Genomic DNA, 26,161 nt, shown 5'->3' on the forward strand with positions numbered 1-26,161 from the left:
AGGGCCTGCTCGTGCCGGGCGGGGATCGCGGCAATCGGTCGGGCAGATAAGTTAATTACGGTAATATGGCCGGTTACAGCGCGTTACACGGCAGTTTTCCGCGTGTTTCGCACCATGCAGGACAAAAGACCCCCGAACGCCATCCGGCGAACGGGGGTCCAGCATTCCTGCGAATTATTGCCGGCGGTTCAGCGCTGCCTGAAGCGAACCGTATCGACCACCAGCCCCTTCGCGGGCGGATTGGCCAAGCCCTGCAGCAGAGTACGGGTGGAATAGCGGCCGACCACACCTGCCCCGCGGGGCGGATAGAAGATCGGAAAGGACGCCGAAGCCGCTTCCTTGCCATCCACCAGCATCACCAGCCGGGCCGCACGGGGGCCTGCCGCAGGATCGGCCGTGGCAGACAGGGTCACCTCATGCTCGCCCGGGGCCAGCACGTCGCCCCTGAGCCACTTGCGCTCCTTCTCGCGCGCTGTCGCATTGTAGAGGAATACGGGGCGCCCGCCCTCCAGGAACAGGCCTGCCCCGCCAGCTTCGTCGCCGGAAAAGACGATCGGCCCGTCTGCCTCGGCACTGGTGGTGGAAAAGCGGGCGACCATGTCCCAGCCTGCCGCCAACGCCGGGAAAGAGCCTGCAGGGTAACGCGTATTGCTCGCGTGGAAAGTGAAGTCCTTACGCCCATCGAGTATCGAAGGACGATTGCCTGCCCCCACCCGGCCGATGAGGTCTGCAGCGATCGGATTGACATCGTACTTCACCGCGGCCGCTTCGAAATCAGCCTTCAGCTCGGCCAGCTTGGCGGGATATTGCGCGGCCACGTTCTTCGACTGCGAATAGTCGCTGTCGAGATTGTAGAGTTCCCAGCCGAACTTCTGCGGATCGAGCGGGTCGGGCGAGCGGTCATAAGGCGCGCGACCCGGAGTGGTCGAGGCAAGCCAGCCATCCTTGTAGTAGGACCGGTTGCCCAGCATCTCGAAATATTGCTCCCGCCGGGTGGAAGGCGCTTTGGGGGCATCGAAGCTGTAGAGCATGCTGACGCCGTCGATCGGCTGCTGCTTCACCCCGTCGACTGTTTCCGGCGGCGTTACACCCGCCGCTTCGTAGATCGTCGGCGCGATGTCGATCACGTGGTGGAACTGGCTGCGCAATTCCCCCTTCGCCTTGATGCGCTTGGGCCAGCTGATCACCAGTCCGTCGCGCAGCCCGCCCAGATGCGAGGCAATCTGCTTGCCCCAGGGGAACGGCGCGTTCTGGGCCCAGGCCCAGGCGGCATTGTAGTTGGAATAGGAATGGGGCGTGCCGTCCGCAGCGGAATTGGCGACCAGTTCCGCCTCGCTCGGCTCGATGCCCAGCAGGCTCTGCAACTCCATGCTCGAACCATGCTGGCTGTCCATGCTCGCACCGTTGTCGCCCTGGAGATAGATCACCATGGTGTTCTCAAGTTGGCCCGTCCGCCGCAGTTCCTCGATCACCCGGCCCAGCTGGAAATCGAAGAAGGCAAGCTGCGCCGCCGCGACTTCCATCTGGTGCGCATACATCTTTTGCGCTTCGGGGCCGATACTGTCCCAGGCAGGGAGGACATCGGGGCGCGGCGTGAGGACGGCATCCTTGGGGATCACCCCCAGTGCCTTCTGCCGCGCGAAATTCTGTTCGCGCAACTTGTCCCAGCCCATGTCGAACTGGCCCTTGAACTTCGCGATCCAGTCTGCCGGCGCCTGATGCGGAGAATGCATGGAACCGGGCGAGTAATAGGCAAAGAAAGGATGATCCGGCCGCTGGACGCGCTGGATGCGCAGCCAGTCGATCATGTGATCGGTCATGTCCTTGTCGAGAATGTAATCCGGATCTGTGGGCGGCTCCACCTGATTGCGGTTCTCGATCAGTTGCGGCCGGAACTGGTCGTCGGCCGCACCATTGAAGCCGTAGAAATAGTCGAAGCCCCAGGCGTTGGGCCAATGGTTGAACGGCCCCATCGGACCCGTTTCCCACAGCGGCGTATTATGGTTCTTCCCGAAGAACGCGGTGTCATAGCCATTATCGCGCAGCACGCGGCCCATCGTGGCGGCGCTATCGGGGATCACCGAGGTGTAACCCTTCTCGTCCACCGAGACGTTGGTGATCGAGCCGCTGGCCACTGCATGGGAATTGCGGCCCGTCAGCAGCGCCGCGCGCGTGGGCGAGCACATGGCGGTGGTGTGGAACTCGTTATACCGCAGCCCCTCCTTCGCCAGTGCGTCGAAGGTTGGCGTGGGGATCGGGCCGCCGAACGTGCTGGCCGAACTGAAGCCGGCGTCGTCGGTCATGATAAGCAATACATTGGGCGCCCCGGCCGGAGCGCGCGGCGGCTGCGGGTAATATTTCCACTCGCGAACCGGAGCAGAGGCAGCGGCCTGTTCCTGCGCTGAAACCCCTGCAGCATGGACGGTAAAGACTATGGCAAGCGCGGTACCAATTACGGTTCTGCCCCGCCGGAGGCGACGATTTCTGGAAGTCATTGCAAGCTCTCTCCGTTTCATGCGGCTCGTCCCGCCACGTCGCGGACGCAGCGGAAGCCGATATGGAATGTCGATGTGTGAGTGATCTGCGGGTGCGTGGGCGCAGGGCCAGGACGGCGACAATTGCTTTGGGTGCAAGGCTTGCCCGCCATTCTCGTCACTTCGCCATCTCCCGCAACAGCCCACTCAAAACGGCGCTTTTTGCGCCTTTTTCCATGCGGAAGAGACATTCTCAGCCTTGCCATTGCAAGGCATCCGGTGCTTATAGGATACATAAGTTATAACTTATGGCCTCCTCGACAGAGGGCGCCGGACAGGGGGAAATCGGATGTTCCAGGACAAGCGCGATTTCACGCTTCAGCAGCTGCGAACCTTCGTCTGCGCCGCAAAAGCGGGCAGCTTCAGCCGCGCGGCCGATCAGCTCGGCATTTCCCAGCCTGCGGTGAGCGACCAGATCTCGATGCTGGAAGATCGACTTGGCTGTCAGCTGTTCATCCGCCGTCGGGGGACCACTCCGCTGCTTACCAATGACGGCACGAAATTGCTGGAGAGCGCGGAACTGATGCTGAGCGCCAGCAAGGAGATGCGCGGCGACAATCCCGGCTCGCGCCGCCAGCGCGTGCGACTGTGCATCGGTCCGCGCCTGCGCGACGTCTATCTCAAGCCCGTGCTGCCCCGCCTCTATCGGGAACATCCTGAAATCGAGCTGGTGCTGATGCCGCTGATCCGTCCGGACGAAGTTCAAAGCGGGTTCGATCGCGGCAGGATCGACATCGTAGTCTATTCCGTCGGGGATATGATCGGCAGTTGGCCCAATGTCCGGCATATCGCCGAAGTGCCCACCGTGCTGGTCGCAGCGCCGGGCACGCGCGCACGGCTCGATGCAGGTGAAGTGACGCTCGACGAACTCAATTACATCATCCACTCTTCCGAAGCGCAGCCCGAGCATTGGGTGGAGCGGCAGTTCCGGCACAAGGGCATCAAGCCGGCCCGGCCGTTCCTCTATGTGGAATTTCCGGACATCATCCAGCAGATGGTGGAAGACGGCCAGGGCGTGGCCGTGCTGATGTACGAACAGGTGGCCGAGAGCGTTGCTGATGGCCGCCTGGAAGTGATCGTTGCCGATCTCCCGCCGCTGCAACGGGTTGTGGCACGCGCGCCATCGGCCACTCCCGCGGCCCGGATCGTGGAGGATTTCGTGCTGGCTGCGCTTAACGAGACCCCGCCTTCCGCGCGCCTTGGCTGAGGCAGGCGCCTGCTTGCCCGAACGCGCCTCCCCGCAATGGGTGAAGCGGGCCGTTATCGGGTGCTCAACCCGATAACGGCCCGCCTCGGGAGGTACCTCAGAAATTGCGACGAACGCTGAGCGACCATTCGCGCGGCGCGCCCGGCTGGCCGGAGACAATGCCGATCGGCAGACGGTTCTTGTTCCGGTAATAGAACTCGTCCGCCAGATTGGTGACGGCCAGCGCGACCTGCCAGTCCTCATCCGGCGAGGTCCAGGCAAGGCGAGCGTTCATCACCGTATAGGCCGGCACCAGCGTGGCCGGATTATTGTCGGACGCAGTGAAGAAGGACGACTGGTAAGCCAGATCGAAACGCGGCGTCAGCGTGCCCGCGCTGCCCAGATCTGCCGCGTACTGAACGCCAAGGCTGCCCTTCCACTTGGTGATGTAGGGCGCCTGTGAATCCAGCGTGATGCCGCTGATCGTCGCCCCGGAGGCGCCGATGCTCTTGAGCTGGAAGTCGAGATAGCTGCCGGTCGCGTCGATAGTGAAGCCCTTGAACGGGCGCAGGGTCAGTTCGGCCTCCACACCGGTGAAGCGTGCATCGCCGGCATTGGTCGGCGTGGCGTTCTGGGCGCTGATCGTCACTCCGTCCACCACAGTAGGTGCGGTATTGGAGAAGATGATATCCTTGTAGTCGTTGACGAAGGCCGACATGTTCAGGCGCACGGCCCGATTCAGGAAATCGCTCTTGAAGCCGATTTCATAGGCGTTGAGCGATTCAGGCTCGAACGACTGCACCTGCTGGATCACAAAGGGGCGCGGGTTCACGCCGCCGCCGCGATAGCCGGTGGAGAACTGGGCATAGACCATCAGGTCAGGCGTCAGCTCGTAATCGGCATTGATGCGGTAATCCCAGCGGTCGCCGGAATATTTGCCCACTGCCCCGTCGATCTTGTTCTGCGCGGTATAGCTGGGCTCGCTCGTGTCGAACACATTCAGACGGCGGAAGTGATAGTCCTTCTTGTCATGCGTGTAGCGGATGCCGCCTGTCAGGTTCAGGCGATCGGTCACGTGGATCACGGCATGGGCGAAACCCGAAATGCTCTCGGCCGGGATCGTGTCGTCCGAATAGAAGACCGATGAGGTCGCAAGGCCGGGTGCGATAATGTCGCCGCCTTCGATATAGCTGGTCGCATCATAGTAATAGGCGCCCAGGGTCCAATCGAGCTTGTCGGCAAAGCTGGTGCCGTTGAGGCGCAGTTCCTGCGTGAACTGGTGATGCGAATTGGTGATGTTGGACGTGTTGATGCCGAAGGGCGTCACGTCGTAATCGGAACCGTAGGAACCGGACAGGTCCTGATAGGCAGTGATCGATTTCAGGGCCAAGGTGTCGCTGATCGTCCAGTCGACGGTACCGGCGACCTCCCAGGCGCGCAGGCGCGTATTGGGGTCCCACACCGTGGCCGGATGGGAACCGTCCGCATCCGTGAAGGCTGGCGTGACATAAGTGGAGTAGTTGTAATACTCGCCCTTGGCCGGGATCAGGAGCGCACGGTCAGTGAAGCCGGGCGTAAGCGTAGGGGCCACCGTCAGTGCCAGCAGCGTGGTGGCGGCGGGCTCGGAATCGTCCACCAGCTTGCTGGCGGAGATATTCACTTCGACATTGTCGCTCGCCACCCAGCGCAAGGCAAGACGGCCAGCGGTGTAGTCCTTGCCGCCCTCATGCCCGATAACGCAATCTTCCTTGGGCGATCCGGTCGCCGGAACGCCGGCGACGCCGGGATTCCTGCAGCCGAAGTCGTAACGCGTGACATAGCCCTGTTGATGGCGCGTGACGCCGGAAAGCCGCATGAACAGTCTGTCGGGCACAAGAGTGAAGTCCCCGCTGCCGCGCAGGTCGATCTGATCGCGCGAGCCGATCGTGCCTTCCAGGAAACCGCCTTCGCCCGTGGGCTTCTTCGTATAGAGCTTCACCGCGCCGCCGATGGAGTTCTTGCCCGCCAGCGTGCCCTGCGGGCCGCGCAGGATTTCCACCCGGTCAAGGTCCAGCAGGTCCAGTTGCGAGCCGAAGACCGTGCCGTGATAGACATCGTCCACATAAAGGCCGACGCCTGGCTCATAAGCGAAATTGGTGTCCGCCTGGCCAACGCCGCGAATGAACACTGCGGCGCCCGGGCCGAATGCCGAACTGGTGGGCTTCAGCACCACGTTGGGCGCGCTATTGGTAAGATCGGTCACGGTGGTGTAGCTGCGCGCAGCAAGGCCGTCGCCATCGATTGCGGTAATGGCGATGGGCGTGTCCTGCAGCCTTTGTTCGCGAAACTGGGCAGTGACGATGATTTCGCCAATATCGTCATTTGCAGCGTCGGCAGCCGACGCGTCCTGCGCCCATGCGGGGCTCGCCCCTGCCAGGGCAGCGCCAGTCGCCGCGCACAGCAACAGGCTGGTCTTCGTGATACGCATATTTCCTCCCAAATTCTTATCGCTTTCGGGCAGCGCGCTGGCCGTGGCGCGCGCCGCCCGCTCTCTGGCGTCGGAGAGGCGGAAGATGAGATGGAAGTCCCCCGCTCCGGACGGGGCAGGAAATATTGGCAGACTCAGTCGCTTAGCAACGGAGCAACCTTCTATGACGGCCATAAGCTATAACTTATGGCCCGTGGGGTGTGGCCGGAAGGCAGGGGCATAGCCCTCCGGCCACATAAGCAGATCGTTTACTGGACGGTGGTGGGATTGCTCCAGCCAAGGCCAAGGGCCTTCTGCAGCGCAACGAAATCGCCGGTCAGCTTTGCCTTCGCGCGGTCCAGCGCCTCGCTGGCGGAATTGTGCGCCAGTTCCGCTTCGAGCAGGGCGGGCTTCCCTGCCGCGCCGAGTTCGAAACGCTGGCGCTGGAAATCCTCGATCTTCGCCGCACTTTCTTCCGCGCGGGCGAGGCTTGCGACGGACTCGCGCGAGGCGCGGAAGGCCGCCAGCGCATCTTCCACGTCGCGCAGGGCACCGAGCACAGTGCCGCGATACAGCGCCTCGGCCTCATCGCGCCGGGCTTCGGCCTGGCCGACCTGCGCCTTGGCCTTCCCGAAATCGAGGAAGTTCCATTGCAGCATGGGCGCTGCAACGGCAGTGAAATCGTCGAGATGAGTGAGATCGGCAATATTGCTGCCGCCGACACCCAGAATGCCCATGAAATTGAGGCGCGGGAAGCGTGCGGCTTCCGCCACGCCGATCCGCGCGTTCTGGGCCGCCAGCCTGCGTTCGGCCACACGAATGTCGGGGCGGCGCTTGAGAAGTTCCTCCGGATTGCCCACTGCGACGCTGGTGGGCGGCAACGGCACCGGGGCGACCTGCGCCAGGAGCGGATCGACCGCGCCGGGAGCCTCGCCGGTCAGGATCGCCAGCGCATTGGCATAGCTCTGCGCCTCTGCCCGCAGCGGGGCGACCTGCTGGCGTGCCTGCTCGAGCGCGGCATTGGCCTGCTCCACCGCCACGGAAGTCCCTGCCCCCACCTCAAAACGTTGACGGGCAAAAACAGCCAGTTCTTCGCGCAGTTTCACTGCGGTCTCGGCCATGGCGAGCTGCTGCTGCCGCTCGCGATAGTCGATATAGGCTTCTGCCACGGCGGCAGTGAGGCTGACCTGCGCGTCCTCGGCGCTGGCCTCTGCTCCGGCAAGCTCGGCGCGGGCGGCCTCGTCCTTGCGGCGTTGGCCACCGAACAGATCGACTTCCCATGCGGCATTAAGGCCCAGATTGAAGATATTGGTCGACGTCGTGCCGCCCGATTCCTCTTCCGTCGTGGGATCCGTGCTGGAACTGCCTCCACCGAGATCGGGAATGCGGACATGGGCTGCAACTCCCATGGCGCTGAGCGAGGGCTTGCTGCCGGCCTTCTCCACCGCGAGGGCGGAACGTGCGCCGCCGATGCGTGCCTTCGCAGCAGCGAGATCGGGACTCCCCGCCAGGGCGCGAGCCTCCAGTTCATTGAGCACGGGATCGCCCAGAGCGGTCCACCATTCGGCCAGCGCCGGCTGGCCCTGCGCGAAATCGCCTTCGGCCCGCACGAAGCCGTCCCCGCCCGAAGCGGAACCGAGTGCGGGCGGTCCGGCATAGTTCGGGCCCACGGTGCAGGCGCCGAGCGTCAGCAAGGCGGGAAGGATCAGGTGGCGCGTGGAATATCGCATCGGGTGTCTCAATGGGCCGGAGCGGCGGAAATGTCCTTGGGCAGCGGCCGCAGCAGCAGGACGAGCGGAGTGACTATCAGGATGCCCACCGCGAGCAGCCAGAACATGTCGTTATAGGTCATCACCAGCGCCTCGCGCGTGATGGTACCGGAAATGGCGCGCAGGGCCGTATCGGTCCCACCCAGCGTCTGCGCCATGCCGGAGACGTGGTCCTGCACGGCGACGCTGTTGGCCTGAAGCGTCTCTTCGATCCGGCGCGAGTGGAACCACAGGCGCTGTTCCTGCACCGTGGCAATTGCAGCCAGCGCCAGCGAACCGCCAATGTTACGGGCCGCGTTGAACAGTCCGGACGCATCGCCTGCATATTGGGGCGGCACGGAGGAAATCGCCGCCTGGTTGAGGAACAGGAAGGCAAACACCGTGCCCACACCGCGCAGCAGCTGGGATTCGACGAAGTCGCCTCCCACCGAATTTGCGGTCAACGCCGTATCCACCCAGCAGCTCAGCGCCAGGATCATCAGCCCCAGGATCACCGCCACGCGGATATCGAAAACGCGCATCAGCAGCGGGGCAACGAACATCACCATCATGGACGGAATGCCAGATATCATCACGACCTGGCCCGCCTGCAGCGCATTGTAATCGGCGACGGCGGCCAGGAATTGCGGGATGACGTAGGACGTGCCGTAGATCACCATGCCCAGCATTACGGCCATCACGGCCACGGCCCCGAACTGCCGGTCGAACAGCAGGGCCAGCCGAATGATCGGATCTTTCGCGCGGAACTGGCCGACGATCATCATCGCATAGCCGATCGCCGACACGATAGTCAGCTGGACGATGTGAGCGGAGGCGAACCACTGCTCGCGATTGCCCTCTTCCAGCACCACCGTCATGCAGCCCAGCCCCACCGAGAGGCCGACCAGGCCCAGCCAGTCCGCGTCCTTGAGCAGTTCCGGCTTCATCTTCTGGTTGGGCAGGCCAATCAGCAGCAGTGCGACAAGCAGGGCACCGATCGGAACGTTGATGAGAAAAGCGTAGTGCCAGCTGAATTCCTCGGTCAGCCAGCCGCCCAGCACAGGGCCGATCACCGGGCCGAGAATGGCGGTGACCCCGAACAGGGCAGTGCCGACGGGCTGCTGATGCCGCGGCAGGCGTGTAGCGATGATGGTCATGGCGGTGGGGATCATGCCGCCCCCGGCCAGCCCTTGCCCGGCACGCCCGATGATCATGGTGGTCAGATTGTCCGCCACCCCGCACAGCACGGAAAAGGCCGTGAACAGAATTGCGGAGATCAACAGGAAACGCCGCAGGCCCAGCAGTTTCTCGAACCAGCCGCACAGCGGCACGACGATGATCTCGGCCACAAGGAAGGAAGTGGCGATCCACGTCCCTTCCGTGCCGCTCGCCCCGATTTCGCCCTGGATCGTGGGCAGGGCGGAGTTGACGATGGAGATGTCCAAAGTCGCCATCATCGCGCCGAGCGTGCCCGCCATCACCGCCAGCCAGGCGCCCAGATCGGCGTTAGGCGGGCGCGTGCCGGCGGCAGGCGCTTCCATTGGGGCGGCAGCGGCGGCCATTACTTCTTAGCCTGCTCCAGAGCCTTCTGCTCTTTGGCGATCTTCTCGATCGAACCCTTGGCCGACCGCGTATCGACCGAGACATGTACCGACATGCCGGGCACCAGCAAGGCGCGGGTTTCAGGCCCCGCATCCACGGCGATCCGCACGGGAATGCGCTGCACGATCTTGGTAAAGTTGCCCGTGGCGTTTTCCGGCGGAAGCAGGGAGAACTGCGCGCCCGTGCCCGGTGCGAAACTTTCCACCTTGCCCTTCAGCTCGACGCCTTCCAGCGCATCGACTTCAATCGTCACCGGCTGGCCGACACGCATCAGGCCCACCTGCGTTTCCTTGAAATTGGCCGTGATGTAGAGTTGCTGGACCGGCACGATCGACATGGCGCGCGTGCCCGGCTGCACGAATTGGCCGGGTTGCACGGTCTTGTTGCCGATACGGCCCGCAATGCTGGCACGCACCACGGTGGAGCCGAGATCGACATCGGCGGCGGCCCGCTGCGCCACGCCGCCTTCGGCCTGCGCCTTGGCTTGGCCGACCTGTGCCTCCAGCGTCGCTACGCGGCGCTGGGCACTGGCGAGGTTCGCCTTGCGGGCGGCAACGGCGGCTTCGGCGCGCTCGAACTGGCTGCGCTTCTCGGCAAAGGTCTCGCGCGATTCAGCGCCGCTGGCCGCCAGAGCCTCGTAGCGGTCACGAATGGTCTTGGCGAAACGCAGGTCGCTCTCCGCCGAAGCGAGCTGGGCGATCGCGCCATCCACGGCGGCATGCTGCTCGGCGATCTGGGCCTGCAGGCCCTTGGCGCTGGCATTGGCCATGTCGATCTGCGCCTGCGCCTGCGCGACCTGCGAGCGGTAATCGCGCGGATCGATGCTGAACAGGGGATCGCCCGCTGCCACGGCCTGATTGTCCGCCACGAAGACCTGCTCGACATAGCCCGCCACCTTGGGCGCCACGATAACGGCATCGGCCTGCACATAGGCGTCGTCCGTGCCCTGCACATAACGACCGACCATCCAGTAATTGGCGAACCAGCTGGCCCCCAGCACCAGCGCGACAACAGCCACGCCCAGCATGACCAGCCGCACTCCCCTGCGCTTCAGGGGCGATGGCTTCGCCTCGGCTGCAGACGCGTTTTCGTCCGCACCGAGTTCTTCGGCGGTTGGGCTCGTCACTGTCTCATGATCCTTTCGAACGACTCACAATGGAGCCGGAACTGCTTGCCAGATGCTCGCAATTGCAGCATATGGCAATACCATATATTGTGGGACCTCAATAATGTCGGACCTGGAGCCTCTCGTTTCCGCCTATGCGGAACTTTATCTGCAGCTGATGCGGACGATGGATCGCCGCATGGCGGAGCAAGGTGCCTCGCTCTCGCGCACCAAGCTGCTGCTTTGCCTGCAGAAAAGGGGGCCGCTGCGGGCCACCGATATTGCCGACTTCTTCAGTCAGTCCCCACGTACCGTGACCGAGGCAATCGACGGACTCGAGCGTGACGGGCTGGTGGAACGCAAGCCCGATCCGGACGATCGCCGCGCCAAATTCATCAGCGTGACCGAAAAGGGACTCGAAGCCGCAGCCAAGACGGAGCCGCTACGTCGCCAACTGATCGAGCAGACTTTCGGCACGCTGGACGCCGAGGAGCGGGAAACCTTGCTCAGGCTGCTGACCAAGGCGGCAACCAGCCTGAAAACGGCCGACGGAACCGACTGACCACTTTCGCTGCCCTGTGCCCACTTGATGCAAGTCAATGTGGCGTCCGGCGCGATCCTGCATTACCATGACGCGATAGCTTTCCCTCTGATGGGAGTGCACGGGCATGACAGTCCATTCTCCGCTCGAAGTGCCTGCGGACGATCTTTCCGCCATCCTTCGCGCGCATGCCGAACCCCTCCCCTCGCCCGACGCGCCCGATTTCGGCGAGGCGTTTGACCGGTTCGGCGATGCCCGGATCGTGCTGCTGGGCGAAGCGACGCATGGCACGCATGAATTCTACGCTGCCCGCGCGCAGATCACCCGGCGCCTGATCGAGCGGCACGGATTCAACATCGTGGCGGTGGAGGGCGACTGGCCCGATGTCGCGCGGATCGACGATTACGTGCACCACGGCGCGCCGCGCCCGATGAGCGGCGAACCCTTCGCGCGCTTTCCCACCTGGATGTGGCGCAATGAGGAAGTGCTCGCCTTTGCCGACTGGCTGCGCAGCCACAATGCCGCCCTGCCGGAAGCACAGCGCGCCGCCATGCGCGGGCTGGACGTCTACAGCATGCGGGAATCGATCCATGCCGTGATCGCCTATCTGGAAATCCACTGCCCCGAGGAAGCGGAAGAGGCGCGCCGCCGTTATGGTTGCCTGACCCCATGGCAAGACGAACCCCAGCACTATGGTCGCGCCGTGCGCTATCAGGGACTCGAAAAATGCGAGGGCACGATGGTCGAGCAACTCGGCCGCCTGCTCGCCCGGCGGATGGAACTGATCGCGGACCATGGCGCGGGCGATCGGCCAAGGGATGGCGAAGCCTATTTCGATGCCGAGCAGAACGCCCGCATCGTCCGCGCGGCGGAACGCTATTACCGCGCCATGTATCGCGGTGCCGCGGAAAGCTGGAACCTGCGCGACCGGCACATGTTCGACACGCTGCAATCGCTGATGGCGCATCACAAAGATGCGCGCGCCGTGATCTGGGCGCATAATTCCCATGTCGGCAATGCCTCGGCCACCTCGATGGGCTGGCAGGGCGAATTCAACATCGGGGAACTGGTGCGCAATTCCTATGGCGACCAGGCGGTACTGATCGGCTTTGGCACCGATCGCGGCACGGTGGCTGCCGCTTCCGATTGGGGCGCGGACATGCAGGTGATGAAAGTCCGCCCCGCACGCGAGGATAGTTGGGAAGGTGCCTTTCGCGGCACCGGCCTTGCCCGCAGCCTTACCGACTGGCGCGGCCGGACCAGCAAGGAACTGGCATCCGCCCTCTCGCAATCGCTGCTCGAACGCGCAATCGGCGTTGTCTATCGCCCGCAAAGCGAGCTTTCGAGCCATTATTTCGAGGCAGTGCTGACCGACCAGTTCGACGCCTATGTCTGGTTCGAGGAAAGCCGCGCCGTGACGCCGCTAGGTCACGAAAGGCCGCATGGCGCGCCCGAAACATGGCCGTTCGGGCTATGAGCGCGCTCGCCCTTCCCCCCGATTGCCGCGAAGTGGCAGTGGGCGATCGCGGCCTCGCCGCGATCCTGGGCATTCCCGACAATGCGCGCGGCATCATTATCTTTGCCCATGGCAGCGGAAGCGGAAGGCTGAGTCCGCGCAATAATTATGTCGCCGCGAAGCTGCGCGAGGGTGGCTTTGCCACCTTGCTGCTCGACCTGCTCTCGCCTGTCGAAGAACAGGACCGGCGCAACGTGTTCGACATCAACCTGCTTGCCTCGCGCCTCGTGCTCGCGGTGGATTGGTGCGCGACCGAGCCTGCCACCGCATCGCTGCGTCCGGCCTATTTCGGCGCCAGCACCGGCGGCGGGGCGGCGATCCGCGCGGCGGCGGGCGATCCGCGCATTGCCGCCATCGTCTCGCGCGGAGGGCGGCCTGACCTTGCCGGGGAACGCGCGCTGGCCAGCGTGAAGGCGCCCACCCTGCTGATCGTCGGCAGCCTCGACGGTATCGTGATCGACCTCAACCAGGCCGCATCGGACGCGATGCATTGCGAGCGGGAACTGGTGCTTGTGCCCGGCGCCGGGCATCTATTCGAGGAGCCCGGCACGCTCGATCAGGTAGTGGAACTCGCGCTAGGCTGGTTCACGCGCCATTTGCCGGGAGGCAATTCGTGAAGCAGGGACAAACGAAGCAAAGCGCGGATTATTTCGAGAACCGCCGGGAGGCGGGCCGGCTGCTCGCAGACGCTCTCGAGCCGCTGGGTCTGGTCGAACCGGTCGTGCTCGCGCTGCCGCGCGGCGGGGTCCCCCTGGGCTTCGAGATCGCACGGCGGCTGAATGCCCCGCTCGACATTCTGCTCGTGCGCAAGATCGGCGCGCCGGGGCATGAGGAATATGGCATCGGCGCGCTGGTGGACGGCGCCTCGCCCCAGATCGTGATCGACGAGCGGGCGGCCAACCTGACCGGGGCAGATGCGGCCTATATCGAACGCGAGACCGCCCGCCAGCTGGCCGAGATCGAGCGGCGCCGCGCGGCCTATCGCACGGGGGAGCCCATTCCGCTTGGCGGGCGCAATATCGTGGTGGTGGATGACGGCATCGCCACCGGCGGCACAGTGAAGGCCGCGCTGAAAGCATTGGCGAAAGTGGGGGCGGCCTCGGTCACACTCGCCATCCCGGTCGCCCCGCGTTCAGCGCTATGGCAGTTGGAGCCGCTCTGCGCGCGGATCGTCTGCCTAGCCACGCCTGAACCGTTCTACGCAGTCGGCGCCCATTATGGAGACTTCGCGCAGACGGAAGACGCCGAAGTGATCGACTTGCTGGCCAAGGCCCGCCAACGGGGTCTCGACAGCCCGCCCTGAGAGAGTGCTGCCTAGGGTACCCGACCGCCCCCTGCGTGCTCTTCTTTCCCCCTTTTGGGCGCCTTTCAGCCCCCTTGCGCCTCCTTTTTGCCGTTCTTGAACTCCTTATAGGACTCAAGCACTTCACGCAGCTTAGCCAGTGCTTCTTCGCGCCGGCGCTCATCGTGGATATGGGCAAGTTCGCCCTTCAGCCCGGTGACGAAGGCCGCATATTCATTCTGCCAGTCACGCCCAACCGCCTGTTGTGCCGCGATATTTCCGGTCGCGATCCGCTTGGCGGGCTTGCCCGGCGCAAGGCCGAAGGTCTCGCCCAGCTCGGGCAATCTCACCGTCAGGTCGGGCATTACCCGCTGCAGTTCCCGCCGCATGCCCTCCATCCCTTCCGGCTCGCCATGGTCGAGCAGCAGGCTGCCGAAAATCGGCGCTCGGGCAGCTATCCAGGCAAGCAATTCGCCCTGATCGGCATGGGCCGAATAATGGTCGATCCTGCGGATTTGCGCCCGAACCCGCACTTCCGCCCCGGAAATGCGCACGCGCGGCGCCCCTTCCAGAATGACGCGTCCCAGCGAGCCCTGCGCCTGGAAGCCGACGAACAGAACCGTTGAATCCCGCCGGTGGAGATTATGCACCAGATGATGCCGGATGCGCCCGCCCTCGCACATGCCCGACGCGGCCAGAATGATGGCGCCGGACACGGAATTGAGCCTGATGGATTCCGAAACGTCCCCCACGAAGTGGAAGGAGGGATGATCGAACACATTGACCCCGCCAGTATCCTCCAGTTCCGCTGCATAGCGCGCGAAAACTCCGGTCGTGCGACTGGCGAGCGGGGAATCGATGAAAACCGGGACATTCGGGATCGCCCGCTCCCGCGATAGATAGGCCAGATCGAGCAGCAGTTCCTGCGTCCGTTCCAGTGCGAAGGCGGGGATCACCAGATTGCCGCCCCGCGTCATCGCCGCGCGCACTTCCGCCTCCAGCAGCTTGCGCCGCTCTTCGATCGTGACCTTCTCCCGCTCACGGTCGCCATAGGTGGATTCGCAGATCACATGGTCGAAACCGGCCGGACCCTGGGGATCGAGCAGGAACGCCTTGTTTTCCGGCCCGACATCGCCCGAACACATCACCCTGACGCCGCCCGCCTCGAGTTCGACCGAGGCGGAGCCAAGGATATGACCCGCATTCCAAAGACGCGCACGGAAACCGGGCGCAGGCTCGAACCATTCTTCCAGCGCAACTGCACGGCATAGTTTCCACGCGGCGATGGCATCGCGCTCGGTATAGGCCGGCTCGAAGGCGTCCTCGCCGGCCCGATCGCGCCGGCGGTTGCGACGCTCGGTATCCGCCTCCTGAATGCGTCCGGCATCGGCCAGCATGTGTTCGAGCAGGTCTTTCGTCGGCCCGGTACACCAGATCGTGCCGTCGAAGCCCTGCGCCACCAGCTTGGGCAACAGCCCGCTATGATCGATATGGGCGTGAGTCAGCACCACGGCGGGAATACTCGCCGAATCGAAGGCGAAGTTCCCCATATTGAGGTTTTCCAGCGTGCGGGAACCCTGGAACATGCCGCAATCGACCAGCAGCGAATGGCCGTCGTGCCGGAACTCCATGCAGGACCCGGTGACAGTGCGGGCTGCGCCATGGAAAGTGAGCGAAAGGGGATGTTCGGACATGATGCTCCTGTCAGCCAAGCCAGCCATTGCGGCGAATTTCTGTGGCAATCAGCGGGGCGAGCGGGATCGTTCCCTCTGCCCTGGCGATACTGTCGGTAAAGCGTAGCGAGGCGATGCCCGCCTCGGTCATGCGAACCTGATCGGCCTCGCGGGCAAGGCAATGGGTCGCCAGCGCCTCGATCCGCGTGGCCCCCGCCTCGCGCAGCAAGCGCGCAGCTTCGATCAAGGTCTCCCCGCTGGAAACGACATCGTCCACTAATACGGCCAAGCGCCCCTTTGCCCGCTCGATCCCCGGAATGCGGATCGCGACGTGGCGATCCCCGCTGCGCAGCTTCTCGCCCACCAGCACGTCCAGCCCCAGAGGCGCGGCGATAGCCTCCACCCATTGGCGGGATTCGCTATCCGGCCCCACCAGCAGCGGATTGTCCGCCCCGGCCAGCACAGCGGACAAGACCGGGGCGGCGGAGAGCGCGACCGCTTCGGCATCCGGCATGACCTCGTCCAGCGAGTGGATACGGTGGAGATGCGGATCGACCGTCAATACAGCATCGAACCGTTCCGCCAGCATCCCCGCTATCACTCGCTGGCTGACCGCCTCCCCCCTTTGGAAGGCCATGTCCTGCCGCATATAGGCAAGATAGGGCGCGATCAGGATCAGCTTGCGCGCGCCGTTCTCGCGCAGGGCCGAGACGGCCAGAAGCAATTCCACCAACTTGGCATTGGGATCGTCGAGCGGGCGATAGAGCAGCGCAATGCCAGTAGTGGGTTCCACTCGCACCAGACTCTCGCCATCGGGAAAACGGCGCAGGGCCACTTCACTGAAGCCGGCACCCAGTTCCTCTGCGAGCCGCATGGCGGCCTCGACGCATTCGGGAAAGGCGAAGATCGTGCATTCCATCATGCGATTCCATAGCCCGAATTTTCCGCCGCCAAATCGCGCGCGAAGCCAAGCCCCGTCTCGGAATTGGCGTGGATGCGATAAAGCCGCTCGCCGCCCACAACCGCGCTGCCCACCTTGTGCAGCAGGTCTATCCCGGCCCCCTTGTCCATTGGCGCACCGGCAAGGCGCGCGATACGGGCGATGCGCTCGCAATCTATGGCGACGACCTTACCGCTTCTAGGCGCCAAGACCTCGTGGCAGTTCGCGCCTGGCTCAAAATGCTCCTGCCTGCGCCCTTGTGCCTCGATCAGTCGCTCCATCGCCTCCAGTGCGGCGCCGCTCGCCAGCAATTCGCGGGCCCGGCTGTGCCCTTCCCCGCCCTTCAGCGCGGGATCGAACTCCAGCACATGCCCCGCCAGCAGCAGCCCGCGCTCTCGCAAATCCTCAGGCGCATCGGGATCGCGGCGGAGCACCTGCATTACGTCGCGCGCTTCCAGCACGGGGCCGATACCCCGGCCGATGGGCTGGGAACCGTCAGTGAAAATGACGTCAGTGACCAGACCAAGATGCCCGGCAATATATTCGAACAGCTTGCGCAGACGCACCGCATCACGCTGGCTGCGCACCTTGGCGGTAGGCCCGATGGGAATGTCGATCACCAGATGGGTCGATCCGGCAGCAACCTTCTTGGACAGGATCGAGGCGACCATCTGCTCGAACGTATCGAGCCGCAGCGGCCGCTCGACCGAAATCAGCACATCGTCTGCCGGGGAGAGGTTCACTCGCCCGCCCCATGCCAGCACGGCTTTTTCGCGCGCGACGATCTCCTGCATCCGGGCCTCGGTCAGGTCCACATCGGCCAGCACTTCCATCGTGTCGGCAGTGCCGGAAGGCGACGTGATCGCGCGCGAGGAGGTCTTGGGGCAGATCAGGCCATGCGCCGCCACGATCGGCACCACGATCATCGAGGTCCGGTTACCCGGAATGCCGCCAATGCAGTGCTTGTCCACCACCAGAGGGGAATCCCAGTGCAGGCGGTTACCGACGGAGATCATCGCGCGAGTGAGTGCCAGCGTCTCATCCGTGCTCATGAAACCCGCGCAGGCGACCAGAAAGGCACCGATTTCCATCGGAGAATAAAGGTGGGTCGCCACGTCCCGAACAATGGCCGTGATCTCTCCCTCACCCAGCGTATAGCCGCCAATCTTGCGACGGACATATTCAAGGCTGGCCGGGGCGAGCGCCTGTTCGAAGGTAACTTCCGTGCCTTCAGGCAGACCGAGGCGGCGATAGGCCTGTTCGCCAAGACCGATCTCGCCCGGCGCGACAATGGCAGGATCATCGACCAGCGCCAGCGTGGCGAGAATTTCGCCGCAGTCGGCCTTTACGCGCAGCTTGCGCAAGGCCTGGAACTGCTCGGGCGAATAATGATTGCCGTGGCGCAGCAGGAAGGCCGTGTTTTCCGGATGTGTATCGATCGGTATGCGCCGGATCTTCGGCATCGCTCTGCCCTTGGAATTATTCCTCGGGCTTTAGGCAGTTGGGACCGCCGTGTCACTCTTTCCCGGGACGAAGCGGTCAGGCGCGGCGCATGGCTTCACTCTCATCGGCCATCTCATGGATTATGCCTTCGCCTTCAGCATAAGGCTGAAGCGCATAGGCAAGGCGGGCGAAGTCCGGGAGGGTCAGCGATTCCTGAAATGCGAGCCCGTGGCGATATTCGCGCCGCCAGCAGATATGTGCATATCGGCTTTCCATGCCGGGCATTTCGACCTTGAGCAGTTGGCCGACCGGAATCTGGCGCCCAGCCTCGATGCATGCACCCTGCGCCGAGAAATTCAGCATCAGTGCCTGCCCCGTTTCACCCTCCACGGTGAACACGACTTCATGCTGAAGGGAAAGGCGAAGCGGCCGCCTGCCCAAAGGGTTCTGCTCGCGCGTGAACTCCGCCACCTCAACCTTGGCAGAAAAGCGGAAACCCGCGAAATCGCCGTCAATCCATCGACGTTCGATCACGTAAAGCTCGCCATTGGAGAGTTCCAGGAACATGTGCATTTCAGGCGGATGGCCGTGGAACAGGCGCAGTCTGGTGCCGGTTTCGGACACATCATGCACGATGCACGCATATTCGCCGCTCAGGCAGCGCAGCTTTGCGACCCGCATCAGCAGGCTGTGCCGCTTGCCATTGCGCCGGTCGGGCAAACTCCCCGACTGGCAGGCGTTCGTTTCGATCGGTGCCAACATCGGACTTTCCTTCCCATCCCGCACTCGCCGCGGGAATTCATAGTAAACAGCTCCTAAGCGATCAGGCTTAACAACTCCCTAAACAACGTCTCCGGTCCCGATGTCGACCGGCAGCCAATCGCAAGGCGATCGAGAGGGGTAACAAGCGAGTTGCAGGAGAAGCTCCGAGAAGGCCCACCCTCTTAAAAAATGAAATATACTCATATTTACATGTTATCGAATTGAAACTAGGCAGACGCCCCGGATTCGCGATCGAGGGGGAATGACTTGTCTCTGGTGGGGCTGGCCCAGTCTGGCTGGGCGGAACGCGAGGCACTTGAGGCCGCGAAGGGCCTGTTGTTCGACTGGGACGGTTGCGTCGCGGTGAACAATCGCATTCTGCCGGCTGCGGCCCGGCTGATCGCACGCCATCTCGGGCGCGTGGCGGTTATCACCAATAACTCGACCCACCTGCCCCAGGATTTCGTCCGGATTCTGGAACGGAACGGGCTGGAAATTCCGGAAGAGCGCATTTTCACTGCCGGGATCGAGGCGCTTCGCCACGTAAAGGCGAGCGGCTGCGGCAGAGTGCTGATGCTTTCCTCCACCGCCATGCGGCGTCACGCGCTCGACCTCGGCATTCCGCTGGCGCGCGAAGACCCCGACCTTGTGCTGTTGATGCGCGATCCGCGCTTCACCTATGCCAAGCTGGAGCGCGCGGCCAACGCATTACGCGATGGCGCAAGGCTGGTGGTGGCCAATGCCGACCGCGCCCATCCCGGCATTGGCGGGCGGCTCGTCCCGGAAACGGGAGCGCTCCTCGCCGCCCTGCTTTCCTGCGCGGGCAAGGATGCCCCGATGCCTGAGATGATCGGCAAACCCGGCCCGCTTCTGTTCGAACGCGCCTGCAGCCATCTCGGCATCGCGCCGGACGAAGCCGTGATGATCGGCGACAATCCGGAGACCGACGGAGAGGGCGCCCTGCAATTCGGCATCCGCCCCATTCTGGTCGGCGGCACCTCCCCCTTGCGGATGGACGACCTGCTGGAGCCGCTCGCGGCCGAGTAATCAGAAGCGCTTGATCGAGAGCACGTCGAAAGTCTTCTTCAACACATCCGTGGCGTGATCGTAATCCGTCAACGCAAGCCCGGCGATCAGCGCGTCGACCACGCAAATCTGGGCGATACGGCTGGTCATCGCTTCTGTCCGGAACCGCGTTTCCCGCGCCATCGTGAACAGCACGATATCGGCAAAGGCCTGGATCGGCGAGCGGGCGAAATTGGTGATGACGATCGTTTTGGCCCCCGCCTCTTTTGCAAGGCGGGTGGCGGCGACTGTCTCATGCGTGGCACCGCTATGCGAGATCGTGATCGTAGCAACGTCCGGATCGCAGCGCGAGGCGCTGATCGCCTGGATGTGACTGTCCGTCACCGCCCGGGCGTCGAGCCCGATGCGCAGCATGCGATAGTGAGCATCCTCGGCAATCGGCGCGGATGAGCCGATACCGTAGATCTCCACTCGCTTGGCACCGCGCACGGCGGCAACGGCCCGTTCAAGCGCATCCGACTCCAGCACGGAGAGCGTATCGCGCAGCGCCTGGATGCCGGAATGGAAGACCTTGCGGCAGATCGTGTCCATATCGTCATCGCGTTCCAGATCCTCGTGAATGAACTGGACTGGCTGGACGATCTCCTGCGCCAGGCTGAGCTTCATCTGCTGGAAGCCGGACAGGCCGATGCTGCGGCAGAAATTGATTACGCTGCCTTCGCTCACCCCGGTCGCTTCGGACAGTTCGGTGACCGACATGCCGACGATCTCTTCCGGGCGCTCCAGGATGAACTGGGCAATGCGCTGGGCGCTCTTGGCCATGTTGGGCTGGGCAACGCGGATGCGCCCCAGTGCGTTTTCGACCGGGCGGTTGTCAGACTGAGACGCCCTGCCCTTCGGTGCCTTCGCACCTTTACCGTTAGTTGCCACCTCTGTCCCCTTCACAATTTTTGCGCGTGTGCACCATGCATGCTCAACACCGATATCGCCAGCATTGAGTGAAGCTCAATTCCGGAAGACCCGCGATTTCCGGGCTCTGCCTGTGGCCGAAGAAGCACAATCTCAATTTGAAATGCGCAAATCTTACTTTGTATCCACCATTGAAATGAGTGTTTTTCATTCAAGTGTCACATGGGACCCATAGTGGCCTGCCCCAAGGCGATGATCCGAATCGCAGCCGGCGGGCACCCGAAGGGCGACACCGCGGCCGATCCGGCTCCCCGCCTCGGGACAAATCCATTTCAGGGGACTTGCGGTGAACAAACGCTCTTATCATTCGGTCGCGCATATTCTGGCGATGCTTGCGGCGGGTTCCGCCTTTGCGGCCGCCCCGGCTCATGCGGAAGCCAATGCCGCTGCCGAGACGGGTGCGGGTGCGCCCGGCGAAGGCGCCATCGTCGTCACCGGCGAGGCCGTGAAGGCTTCCCAGGTGGCCGAGGAAGCGGCTCAGTTCGGCAATTACGTCCAGATCGTTTCCTCGCAGGAAATCGAAGCCAGCGGCGCCAGCAATTTCGCCGAACTCGCCCAGTTCCTCATCAAGGGCGCGAACGTCGGCTACTCGCCCGACGAAGGCGAATATACCATCCGCCTCGATGGCGGCGGCGACCGCGACACGCTGGTCGTGCTCGACGGCGTGCCCCTTTATGACCGCGGCCCCGCGCTGGAGGAAATCTGGGGCACCACCACCATCGATCCGCACATGATCGACCATGTGGAAGTGTTCCGTGGCGGCAACAGCCTGTTCTTCGGTTCGAACGGCGGCATCGGCGTGGTCAGCATCAAGACCAAGCGCCCCACCGGCGAAAACAAGGTGGAACTGGGCGCCAGCTACGGTTCGTTCAATTCGCGCGAATTGTGGGGCAATGCCCAGGCCAAGCTGGACAGCGACGGCAAGCTGGGCGTGATGGTCTATGGCAGCGCCCAGAACACCGATGGCCCGCGCATCTTCAATCCCGACGACTTCGTGGACAATGTGGCGGCGGCCGGCGGTATCCAGAAATATCCGCTCAACCGCAACAATGTGGGCATCAAGTTCCGTTACGCCCCGAGCGACGCGACCGAGATCACGCTCAACGGCCAGTATACCCAGATCGAATTCCAGGATGCCTTCCCGGATGCCGAAACCTACTCGCCCAACCGCGTGCGCTATCCGATCATCGACGGCGGAATCTCGCACCGCTGGTCGGACGCGGTGCTGACCGAATTCACGGCCTATTGGAGCAATCCCAAGCTCAACAATACCGAAACTTATGCCGAAATCTGCCGCCAGCCGGCAGGGTGCATCAACCCGGATAACGGCAAGCCGGTCGCTTACGGCAAGGCCACCGGCCATTCGATCCCCTTCCCCAACAAGGGCTTCGGCGCGGATTCGAAGGTCAGCGGCTTCATGGAATATGGCCTGAACCTGCGTAACACGCTGTCGTTCGACAATGTCGGCGAGGCCGTGCTGGGCATCCAGCGCACGTCCTACCGCAACGATTCCGATCCGGTCTTCCCGATCAGCAATGACTGGAACACCACCACCGGCCTCTATGCCGATTTGCGCCCGGTGCTGCCCTTCAGCCCGGATACGGCCATCAGCCTTGCCGGCCGTCTGGACTTCTCCAAGGCCTTCGACAGCAAGTTCATCTGGAAGTTCGGCCTGCGCCAGCCCATCGGTGCGTTCTATGTCCGCGCCAATGGCGGCACGTCCTACAGCCTGCCCAAGACCAACGAACTCTATGCGGAAAGCGCCACGCTGGTGGGCAATCCCGACCTGATGCCGGAAACGACCGAGACCTATAATGGTGCGATCGGCTTCCAGAAGGACCTGGGCGGCGCCAATCTGCGGATCGAAGCCGGCGTGTTCCATACGGACATCACCAACCGCATTCAGTCCACTTCGGGCCTGACGCCGAACACCTATTACAACAACACCGCCATCACCCAGATCCGCGGCATCACCGCCGATCTCGATCTGGCGATCGGCAAGCAGTGGGTGCTCAACCTCGGCTTCACCAAGCAGGATGCGCATCTGAAGGGTTCGGACCTGCAGATCAACGAAACGCCGGAATTCATGATCCAGGGCACGCTGAACTGGAATTCGCCCAACCAGCGTTTCCATGTCAGCCTGTTCCCGCGTTACCAGGGGCCGGAATGGTCGACTGGCGGCGTCGGCGGCAAGCTGCGGCACAATTTCGGCAATTACTTCGTGATGAACGGCTCGCTTGCCTATTGGGCGGGCGACGATCTGCAGCACCGCTTCCAGCTGCGTGTCGTGAACGTCCTCAACGAGAAATATGCGGAGCGCTACGGCTACGGCAACATGCGCTACAGCGAGGCCTTCGTCCGCGGCGAAATCACGACCAGCAGCCCGGAATATTACTTCGGCTATCCGTTCGAAGGCAAACCGCGCAGCGTGTTCGTTTCCTACAGCACTTCCTTCTGATGCCCCATCGCCGGACGGGGGAGCCCTCACTCCCCGTCCGGCGACCCTTTTCGCGAAGGAAGCCCCATTGGCCGCCGCGTACCGCGCAGTTTCATCCACTCGTCATGCCGCAAGCCTAGCGGCCCGGCAGGGTGTGCATCTGCCCAGGAGGATGGGATCATGAAACTGAAGTTGAAGACAGCTCTGCAAGCGGTCGCGGCCATGGCGCTGTTCGGCCTCGCGGCCTGTTCCGGCCAGAATAGCGAGGCAGACGGCAAGCCGCTCCAGGTGCTCCTCATCCCTGCCGACGGCGGCACGGAAAGCGGCACTCTGGCCGATTACCGCCCGATCTTCGACGCAGTGGGCAAGAGCGCCGGGATCGAGTTCGATCTCAAGGTAGCTCAATCCTATGGCGCCGTGGTGGAGGCCCTGTGCGGCGGCAATGCCGACATCGCCTTTGTCGGCCCCGTCACTTATCTCCAGGCCAAGGAGCGCGATTGCGCCCAGCTTCTCGCCGTAGGCGTGAAGGATGGGCAGTCGATCTATTATTCGGGCATTTTCGCCCGCAAGGATTCCCCGCTGCGGACAATCGCCGATTTGAAAGGCAGGAGCGCGGCCTTCGGCGACGTGAATTCCACCTCGTCCTTCGCCTATCCGCTGGCCATGATGATCGAGGCCGGCGTCGATCCGGTGAAGGACCTTTCCGCCCTGCGCCTCACCGGCAGCCACGCCAACAGCCTGGCCGCCCTGATCGAAGGGCGCGTCGATGCCGCCGCCCTTTCCTTCGATTCCTATGACAAGGCCGTTCGCGAAGGCGTGCCGGGCGCAACCGATGTGAAGGTGATCGCCCGCAGCGAGCCGATCCCCTATCCTCCGCTGGTGGTGAACAGCCGCCTGCCGGAAGCAACCAAGGCAAAGCTGCGCGATGCCTTCGAAGGGGTCGCCAAGGCACCCGGCATCAAGCCGGAGATGATCCGCGGCTATGCCGGTGCCGAACTCGACGGTTACGACGCCCATTTCCCGCCCGAGAAGTTCGACGGAGCCGCGCGCAAGCTGGCGCTGGTAAGCGACGAGATGAAGGGCGAGATCCTGAAGAAGGCTTCCGAACGGTGAGCCCTGCGGGCCTCGACATCCGTTTCGAAGGGCTGGCCAAGAGCTGGCCCGACGGGACGAGAGCGCTCGACGCGATCGACCTCGCCATTCCTGCCGGGCAATTCTGCGTGCTGCTGGGCCATTCGGGCGCGGGCAAGTCCACTCTGCTGCGCTGCGTGAACGGGCTGGAGACGCCCAGCGAGGGCCGCGTGCTGATCGGCGGGCAGCCGGTCGAGCGCCGCGCCCTGCCCGGCCTGCGCCGCCGGATCGCCATGGTTCACCAGCATTTTGGCCTCGTCTCGCGCTCCAGCGGGGCGGCCAATGTCATGGCCGGGGCCGTTGCCCTGCTGCCGCTCTGGCGCGTGCTGACGGGGCTTTATCCCGAGGCGCTGAAACGCAAGGCCTGCGCGCTGCTCGAAGCGGTCGGCCTCGAGGAAGCGCATCTGCACCGCCGGGCCGAGCAGCTTTCCGGCGGGCAGCAGCAGCGCCTCGGCCTCGCCCGCGCCTTCATGGCCGATCCGGCGATCATCCTGGCCGACGAGCCGGTCGCCAGCCTCGATCCCGCTCTGGGCCGCGAAGTGCTCGAACTGCTCAAGGCGCAGGCGCGCGAACATGGCACCACGGTGCTGTGCAGCCTGCACCAGCTCGATCTCGCCCGTGCCTTTGCCGACCGGATCGTGGCCCTGCATCGCGGCCGGGTGATCTTCGACCGCCCGCCCGAGGCGCTGTGCGAACGCGATCTGGCCGTGATCTATGCCAAGGCCGAACCCGCCGCGCATGCCGCGCCGGTTCCCCAGCCCCAGACCCAGACCCAGCCACAGACTCTGGCGCTGAAGGAGGCCGTATGACGGCCGCCTCGCATTCGCCGGGCTGGGCCTATCCGCAGCCCTTCGGCACGAAAAGCCTCCTCATCGTCGTGGCGGCGCTCGCCCTGCTGTTCTTCACCGGGCAGCGGGTGGAGGTGGGCCGCATGCTCTCCCTCACCGGCACGGCCCTGCTCGAAAAGGCGGGCGTCGCGGAGGGCACAGATGCGGGCAAGGGCCTGGGCAATGTGATGGGCCGGCTCTTCCCGATCCAGATTTCGGACCGGCAGGACGTGGCCCGGATGGAAGATTTCGATCCCGGCCATCTGCCGCCCTTCGCCTATATCGAGGAAATCCGCTCCACCGAACAGGCGCTCAATCCCGCCACGCTCCGGCTGGAGGCGCGACCGGTTACGAAGACCTATCTCGTCCGCCCGCTCGGCTATCTCGGCCATGTCGCGATCAAGATCCTGGAGACGCTGGAAATCGCCCTGTGGGGCACTCTGGTGGGCGTGGTGCTGGGCCTGCCGCTCGCCATGCTCGGCGCGCGCAACGTCACCCATCAGGGCGGCATCCGCTTTGTCGCACGCTCGGTCGTCAGCTTCCTGCGCGCGGTGCCCGAACTCATCAGCGCCCTGTTTCTGGTGATTGCCTATGGCTTCGGCCCGATCGCCGGCTTCATGGCTCTGGGCCTCCACGCGGTGGGCGTGCTGGGCAAGTTCTATGCCGACGATATGGAGAACGCCGATCCGCGCCCGCAAGAGGCACTGGCGGCCATCGGCGCCGGGCAGCTGGCCATCTGGCGCCTCGCCATCGTTCCGCAGGTGATGCCGCAATTCGTCGGCGCGACGCTCTACGTGCTCGATCGCAACGTCCGCATGGCCACGGTGATCGGCCTCGTGGGTGCGGGCGGCATCGGGCAGGAACTCAAGGGCCGCTACGACATGTTCGAATATGGCCATGTCGGCACGATCCTGATCGCCATCTTCCTTGTCGTCCTCGTGCTGGACCAGATTTCGGCCCGGCTGCGGCGACGCTTCCTCTGATCCCATCCCC

At 63.9% G+C, this 26,161-nt stretch carries 20 protein-coding genes; 10 read left to right on the top strand and 10 right to left on the bottom strand.

Features of this window, described 5'->3' with window-relative positions; translation table 11 throughout:
• Window positions 1–188: 188 nt before the first annotated feature.
• On the bottom strand, window positions 189–2,516 hold the full coding sequence (locus WFP36_RS11430; protein WP_336980626.1) for an arylsulfatase: 2,328 nt from the start codon (window positions 2,514–2,516) through the stop codon (window positions 189–191).
• A gap of 307 nt (window positions 2,517–2,823) precedes the next feature.
• Between WFP36_RS11430 and WFP36_RS11435 the strand changes: the two genes are divergently transcribed.
• Entirely contained in the window at window positions 2,824–3,741 is a 918-nt protein-coding gene (locus WFP36_RS11435) for a LysR family transcriptional regulator (protein WP_336980627.1), read from the top strand.
• A gap of 97 nt (window positions 3,742–3,838) precedes the next feature.
• Here WFP36_RS11435 and WFP36_RS11440 read toward each other — a convergent pair whose 3' ends face one another.
• From WFP36_RS11440 to WFP36_RS11455, 4 genes are all read right to left on the bottom strand, one after another.
• Window positions 3,839–6,187, bottom strand: coding sequence for a TonB-dependent receptor (locus WFP36_RS11440; RefSeq protein WP_336980628.1), 2,349 nt, complete (start codon window positions 6,185–6,187; stop codon window positions 3,839–3,841).
• 248 nt (window positions 6,188–6,435) lie between these two features.
• Entirely contained in the window at window positions 6,436–7,896 is a 1,461-nt protein-coding gene (locus WFP36_RS11445) for an efflux transporter outer membrane subunit (RefSeq protein WP_336980629.1), read from the bottom strand.
• A gap of 8 nt (window positions 7,897–7,904) precedes the next feature.
• Window positions 7,905–9,476, bottom strand: coding sequence for a DHA2 family efflux MFS transporter permease subunit (locus WFP36_RS11450; RefSeq protein WP_336980630.1), 1,572 nt, complete (start codon window positions 9,474–9,476; stop codon window positions 7,905–7,907).
• Window positions 9,476–10,642, bottom strand: a complete 1,167-nt coding sequence (locus WFP36_RS11455) for an HlyD family secretion protein (protein WP_336980631.1) — start codon at window positions 10,640–10,642, stop codon at window positions 9,476–9,478. Before WFP36_RS11455 ends, WFP36_RS11450 begins: the two co-directional genes overlap by 1 nt.
• Window positions 10,643–10,745: 103 nt before the next feature.
• Here WFP36_RS11455 and WFP36_RS11460 point away from each other — a divergent pair, with 103 nt between their 5' ends.
• From WFP36_RS11460 to WFP36_RS11475, 4 genes are all read left to right on the top strand, one after another.
• Window positions 10,746–11,183, top strand: a complete 438-nt coding sequence (locus WFP36_RS11460) for a MarR family winged helix-turn-helix transcriptional regulator (RefSeq protein WP_336980632.1) — start codon at window positions 10,746–10,748, stop codon at window positions 11,181–11,183.
• A 106-nt stretch (window positions 11,184–11,289) separates the two neighbouring features.
• Entirely contained in the window at window positions 11,290–12,639 is a 1,350-nt protein-coding gene (locus WFP36_RS11465) for an erythromycin esterase family protein (RefSeq protein WP_336980633.1), read from the top strand.
• Entirely contained in the window at window positions 12,636–13,295 is a 660-nt protein-coding gene (locus WFP36_RS11470; protein ID WP_336980634.1) for a dienelactone hydrolase family protein, read from the top strand. Before WFP36_RS11465 ends, WFP36_RS11470 begins: the two co-directional genes overlap by 4 nt.
• Entirely contained in the window at window positions 13,292–13,981 is a 690-nt protein-coding gene (locus tag WFP36_RS11475) for a phosphoribosyltransferase (RefSeq protein ID WP_336980635.1), read from the top strand. Before WFP36_RS11470 ends, WFP36_RS11475 begins: the two co-directional genes overlap by 4 nt.
• A gap of 65 nt (window positions 13,982–14,046) precedes the next feature.
• Here WFP36_RS11475 and WFP36_RS11480 read toward each other — a convergent pair whose 3' ends face one another.
• The 4 genes from WFP36_RS11480 to WFP36_RS11495 form a co-directional block, all read right to left on the bottom strand.
• Window positions 14,047–15,654 carry an MBL fold metallo-hydrolase gene (locus tag WFP36_RS11480; protein ID WP_336980636.1) on the bottom strand — a complete coding sequence of 536 codons (1,608 nt, stop codon included), beginning with the start codon at window positions 15,652–15,654 and terminating at the stop codon, window positions 14,047–14,049.
• A 10-nt stretch (window positions 15,655–15,664) separates the two neighbouring features.
• Complete coding sequence (locus tag WFP36_RS11485; protein WP_336980637.1) at window positions 15,665–16,555, bottom strand: ribose-phosphate diphosphokinase; 891 nt, start codon at window positions 16,553–16,555, stop codon at window positions 15,665–15,667.
• Window positions 16,552–18,036: a thymidine phosphorylase family protein gene (locus tag WFP36_RS11490; RefSeq protein WP_336980638.1), complete on the bottom strand. Its 1,485-nt coding sequence runs from the start codon at window positions 18,034–18,036 to the stop codon at window positions 16,552–16,554. Before WFP36_RS11490 ends, WFP36_RS11485 begins: the two co-directional genes overlap by 4 nt.
• Window positions 18,037–18,112: 76 nt before the next feature.
• Window positions 18,113–18,778: a PilZ domain-containing protein gene (locus tag WFP36_RS11495; protein WP_336980639.1), complete on the bottom strand. Its 666-nt coding sequence runs from the start codon at window positions 18,776–18,778 to the stop codon at window positions 18,113–18,115.
• 276 nt (window positions 18,779–19,054) lie between these two features.
• Here WFP36_RS11495 and WFP36_RS11500 point away from each other — a divergent pair, with 276 nt between their 5' ends.
• Window positions 19,055–19,825 (top strand): HAD-IIA family hydrolase, encoded by a 771-nt coding sequence (locus tag WFP36_RS11500; protein ID WP_336980793.1) that lies wholly within the window; start codon window positions 19,055–19,057, stop codon window positions 19,823–19,825.
• On the opposite strand, the gene WFP36_RS11505 is transcribed toward WFP36_RS11500, so the two are convergent.
• Window positions 19,826–20,749, bottom strand: a complete 924-nt coding sequence (locus WFP36_RS11505) for a MurR/RpiR family transcriptional regulator (RefSeq protein ID WP_336980640.1) — start codon at window positions 20,747–20,749, stop codon at window positions 19,826–19,828.
• A 310-nt stretch (window positions 20,750–21,059) separates the two neighbouring features.
• On the opposite strand from WFP36_RS11505, the gene WFP36_RS11510 reads away from it, so the two are divergent.
• From WFP36_RS11510 to phnE, 4 genes are all read left to right on the top strand, one after another.
• On the top strand, window positions 21,060–23,231 hold the full coding sequence (locus WFP36_RS11510) for a TonB-dependent receptor plug domain-containing protein (RefSeq protein WP_336980641.1): 2,172 nt from the start codon (window positions 21,060–21,062) through the stop codon (window positions 23,229–23,231).
• Window positions 23,232–23,390: 159 nt separating this feature from the next.
• Window positions 23,391–24,323, top strand: coding sequence for a phosphate/phosphite/phosphonate ABC transporter substrate-binding protein (locus WFP36_RS11515; protein ID WP_336980642.1), 933 nt, complete (start codon window positions 23,391–23,393; stop codon window positions 24,321–24,323).
• Window positions 24,320–25,150 carry a phosphonate ABC transporter ATP-binding protein gene (locus WFP36_RS11520; RefSeq protein WP_336980643.1) on the top strand — a complete coding sequence of 277 codons (831 nt, stop codon included), beginning with the start codon at window positions 24,320–24,322 and terminating at the stop codon, window positions 25,148–25,150. Before WFP36_RS11515 ends, WFP36_RS11520 begins: the two co-directional genes overlap by 4 nt.
• Window positions 25,147–26,151: a phosphonate ABC transporter, permease protein PhnE gene (gene phnE, locus WFP36_RS11525; RefSeq protein ID WP_336980644.1), complete on the top strand. Its 1,005-nt coding sequence runs from the start codon at window positions 25,147–25,149 to the stop codon at window positions 26,149–26,151. The genes WFP36_RS11520 and phnE overlap by 4 nt, the downstream gene beginning before the upstream one ends.
• Window positions 26,152–26,161 lie beyond the last annotated feature (10 nt).

The organism is Fulverythrobacter fulvus, assembly GCF_037154085.1.
In the GTDB taxonomy this organism is placed as follows: Bacteria; Pseudomonadota; Alphaproteobacteria; order Sphingomonadales; family Sphingomonadaceae; genus Andeanibacterium; species Andeanibacterium fulvum.

What these genes read in the sequence shown, in the direction of transcription:
- WFP36_RS11430 (WP_336980626.1), bottom strand. Translation starts at nt 2,516, where the DNA reads ATGAAACGGAGAGAGCTTGCAATGACTTCCAGAAATCGTCGCCTCCGG.
- WFP36_RS11435 (WP_336980627.1), top strand. Translation starts at nt 2,824, where the DNA reads ATGTTCCAGGACAAGCGCGATTTCACGCTTCAGCAGCTGCGAACCTTC.
- WFP36_RS11440 (WP_336980628.1), bottom strand. Translation starts at nt 6,187, where the DNA reads ATGCGTATCACGAAGACCAGCCTGTTGCTGTGCGCGGCGACTGGCGCT.
- WFP36_RS11445 (WP_336980629.1), bottom strand. Translation starts at nt 7,896, where the DNA reads ATGCGATATTCCACGCGCCACCTGATCCTTCCCGCCTTGCTGACGCTC.
- WFP36_RS11450 (WP_336980630.1), bottom strand. Translation starts at nt 9,476, where the DNA reads ATGGCCGCCGCTGCCGCCCCAATGGAAGCGCCTGCCGCCGGCACGCGC.
- WFP36_RS11460 (WP_336980632.1), top strand. Translation starts at nt 10,746, where the DNA reads ATGTCGGACCTGGAGCCTCTCGTTTCCGCCTATGCGGAACTTTATCTG.
- WFP36_RS11465 (WP_336980633.1), top strand. Translation starts at nt 11,290, where the DNA reads ATGACAGTCCATTCTCCGCTCGAAGTGCCTGCGGACGATCTTTCCGCC.
- WFP36_RS11470 (WP_336980634.1), top strand. Translation starts at nt 12,636, where the DNA reads ATGAGCGCGCTCGCCCTTCCCCCCGATTGCCGCGAAGTGGCAGTGGGC.
- WFP36_RS11480 (WP_336980636.1), bottom strand. Translation starts at nt 15,654, where the DNA reads ATGTCCGAACATCCCCTTTCGCTCACTTTCCATGGCGCAGCCCGCACT.
- WFP36_RS11485 (WP_336980637.1), bottom strand. Translation starts at nt 16,555, where the DNA reads ATGATGGAATGCACGATCTTCGCCTTTCCCGAATGCGTCGAGGCCGCC.
- WFP36_RS11490 (WP_336980638.1), bottom strand. Translation starts at nt 18,036, where the DNA reads ATGCCGAAGATCCGGCGCATACCGATCGATACACATCCGGAAAACACG.
- WFP36_RS11495 (WP_336980639.1), bottom strand. Translation starts at nt 18,778, where the DNA reads ATGTTGGCACCGATCGAAACGAACGCCTGCCAGTCGGGGAGTTTGCCC.
- WFP36_RS11515 (WP_336980642.1), top strand. Translation starts at nt 23,391, where the DNA reads ATGAAACTGAAGTTGAAGACAGCTCTGCAAGCGGTCGCGGCCATGGCG.
- phnE (WP_336980644.1), top strand. Translation starts at nt 25,147, where the DNA reads ATGACGGCCGCCTCGCATTCGCCGGGCTGGGCCTATCCGCAGCCCTTC.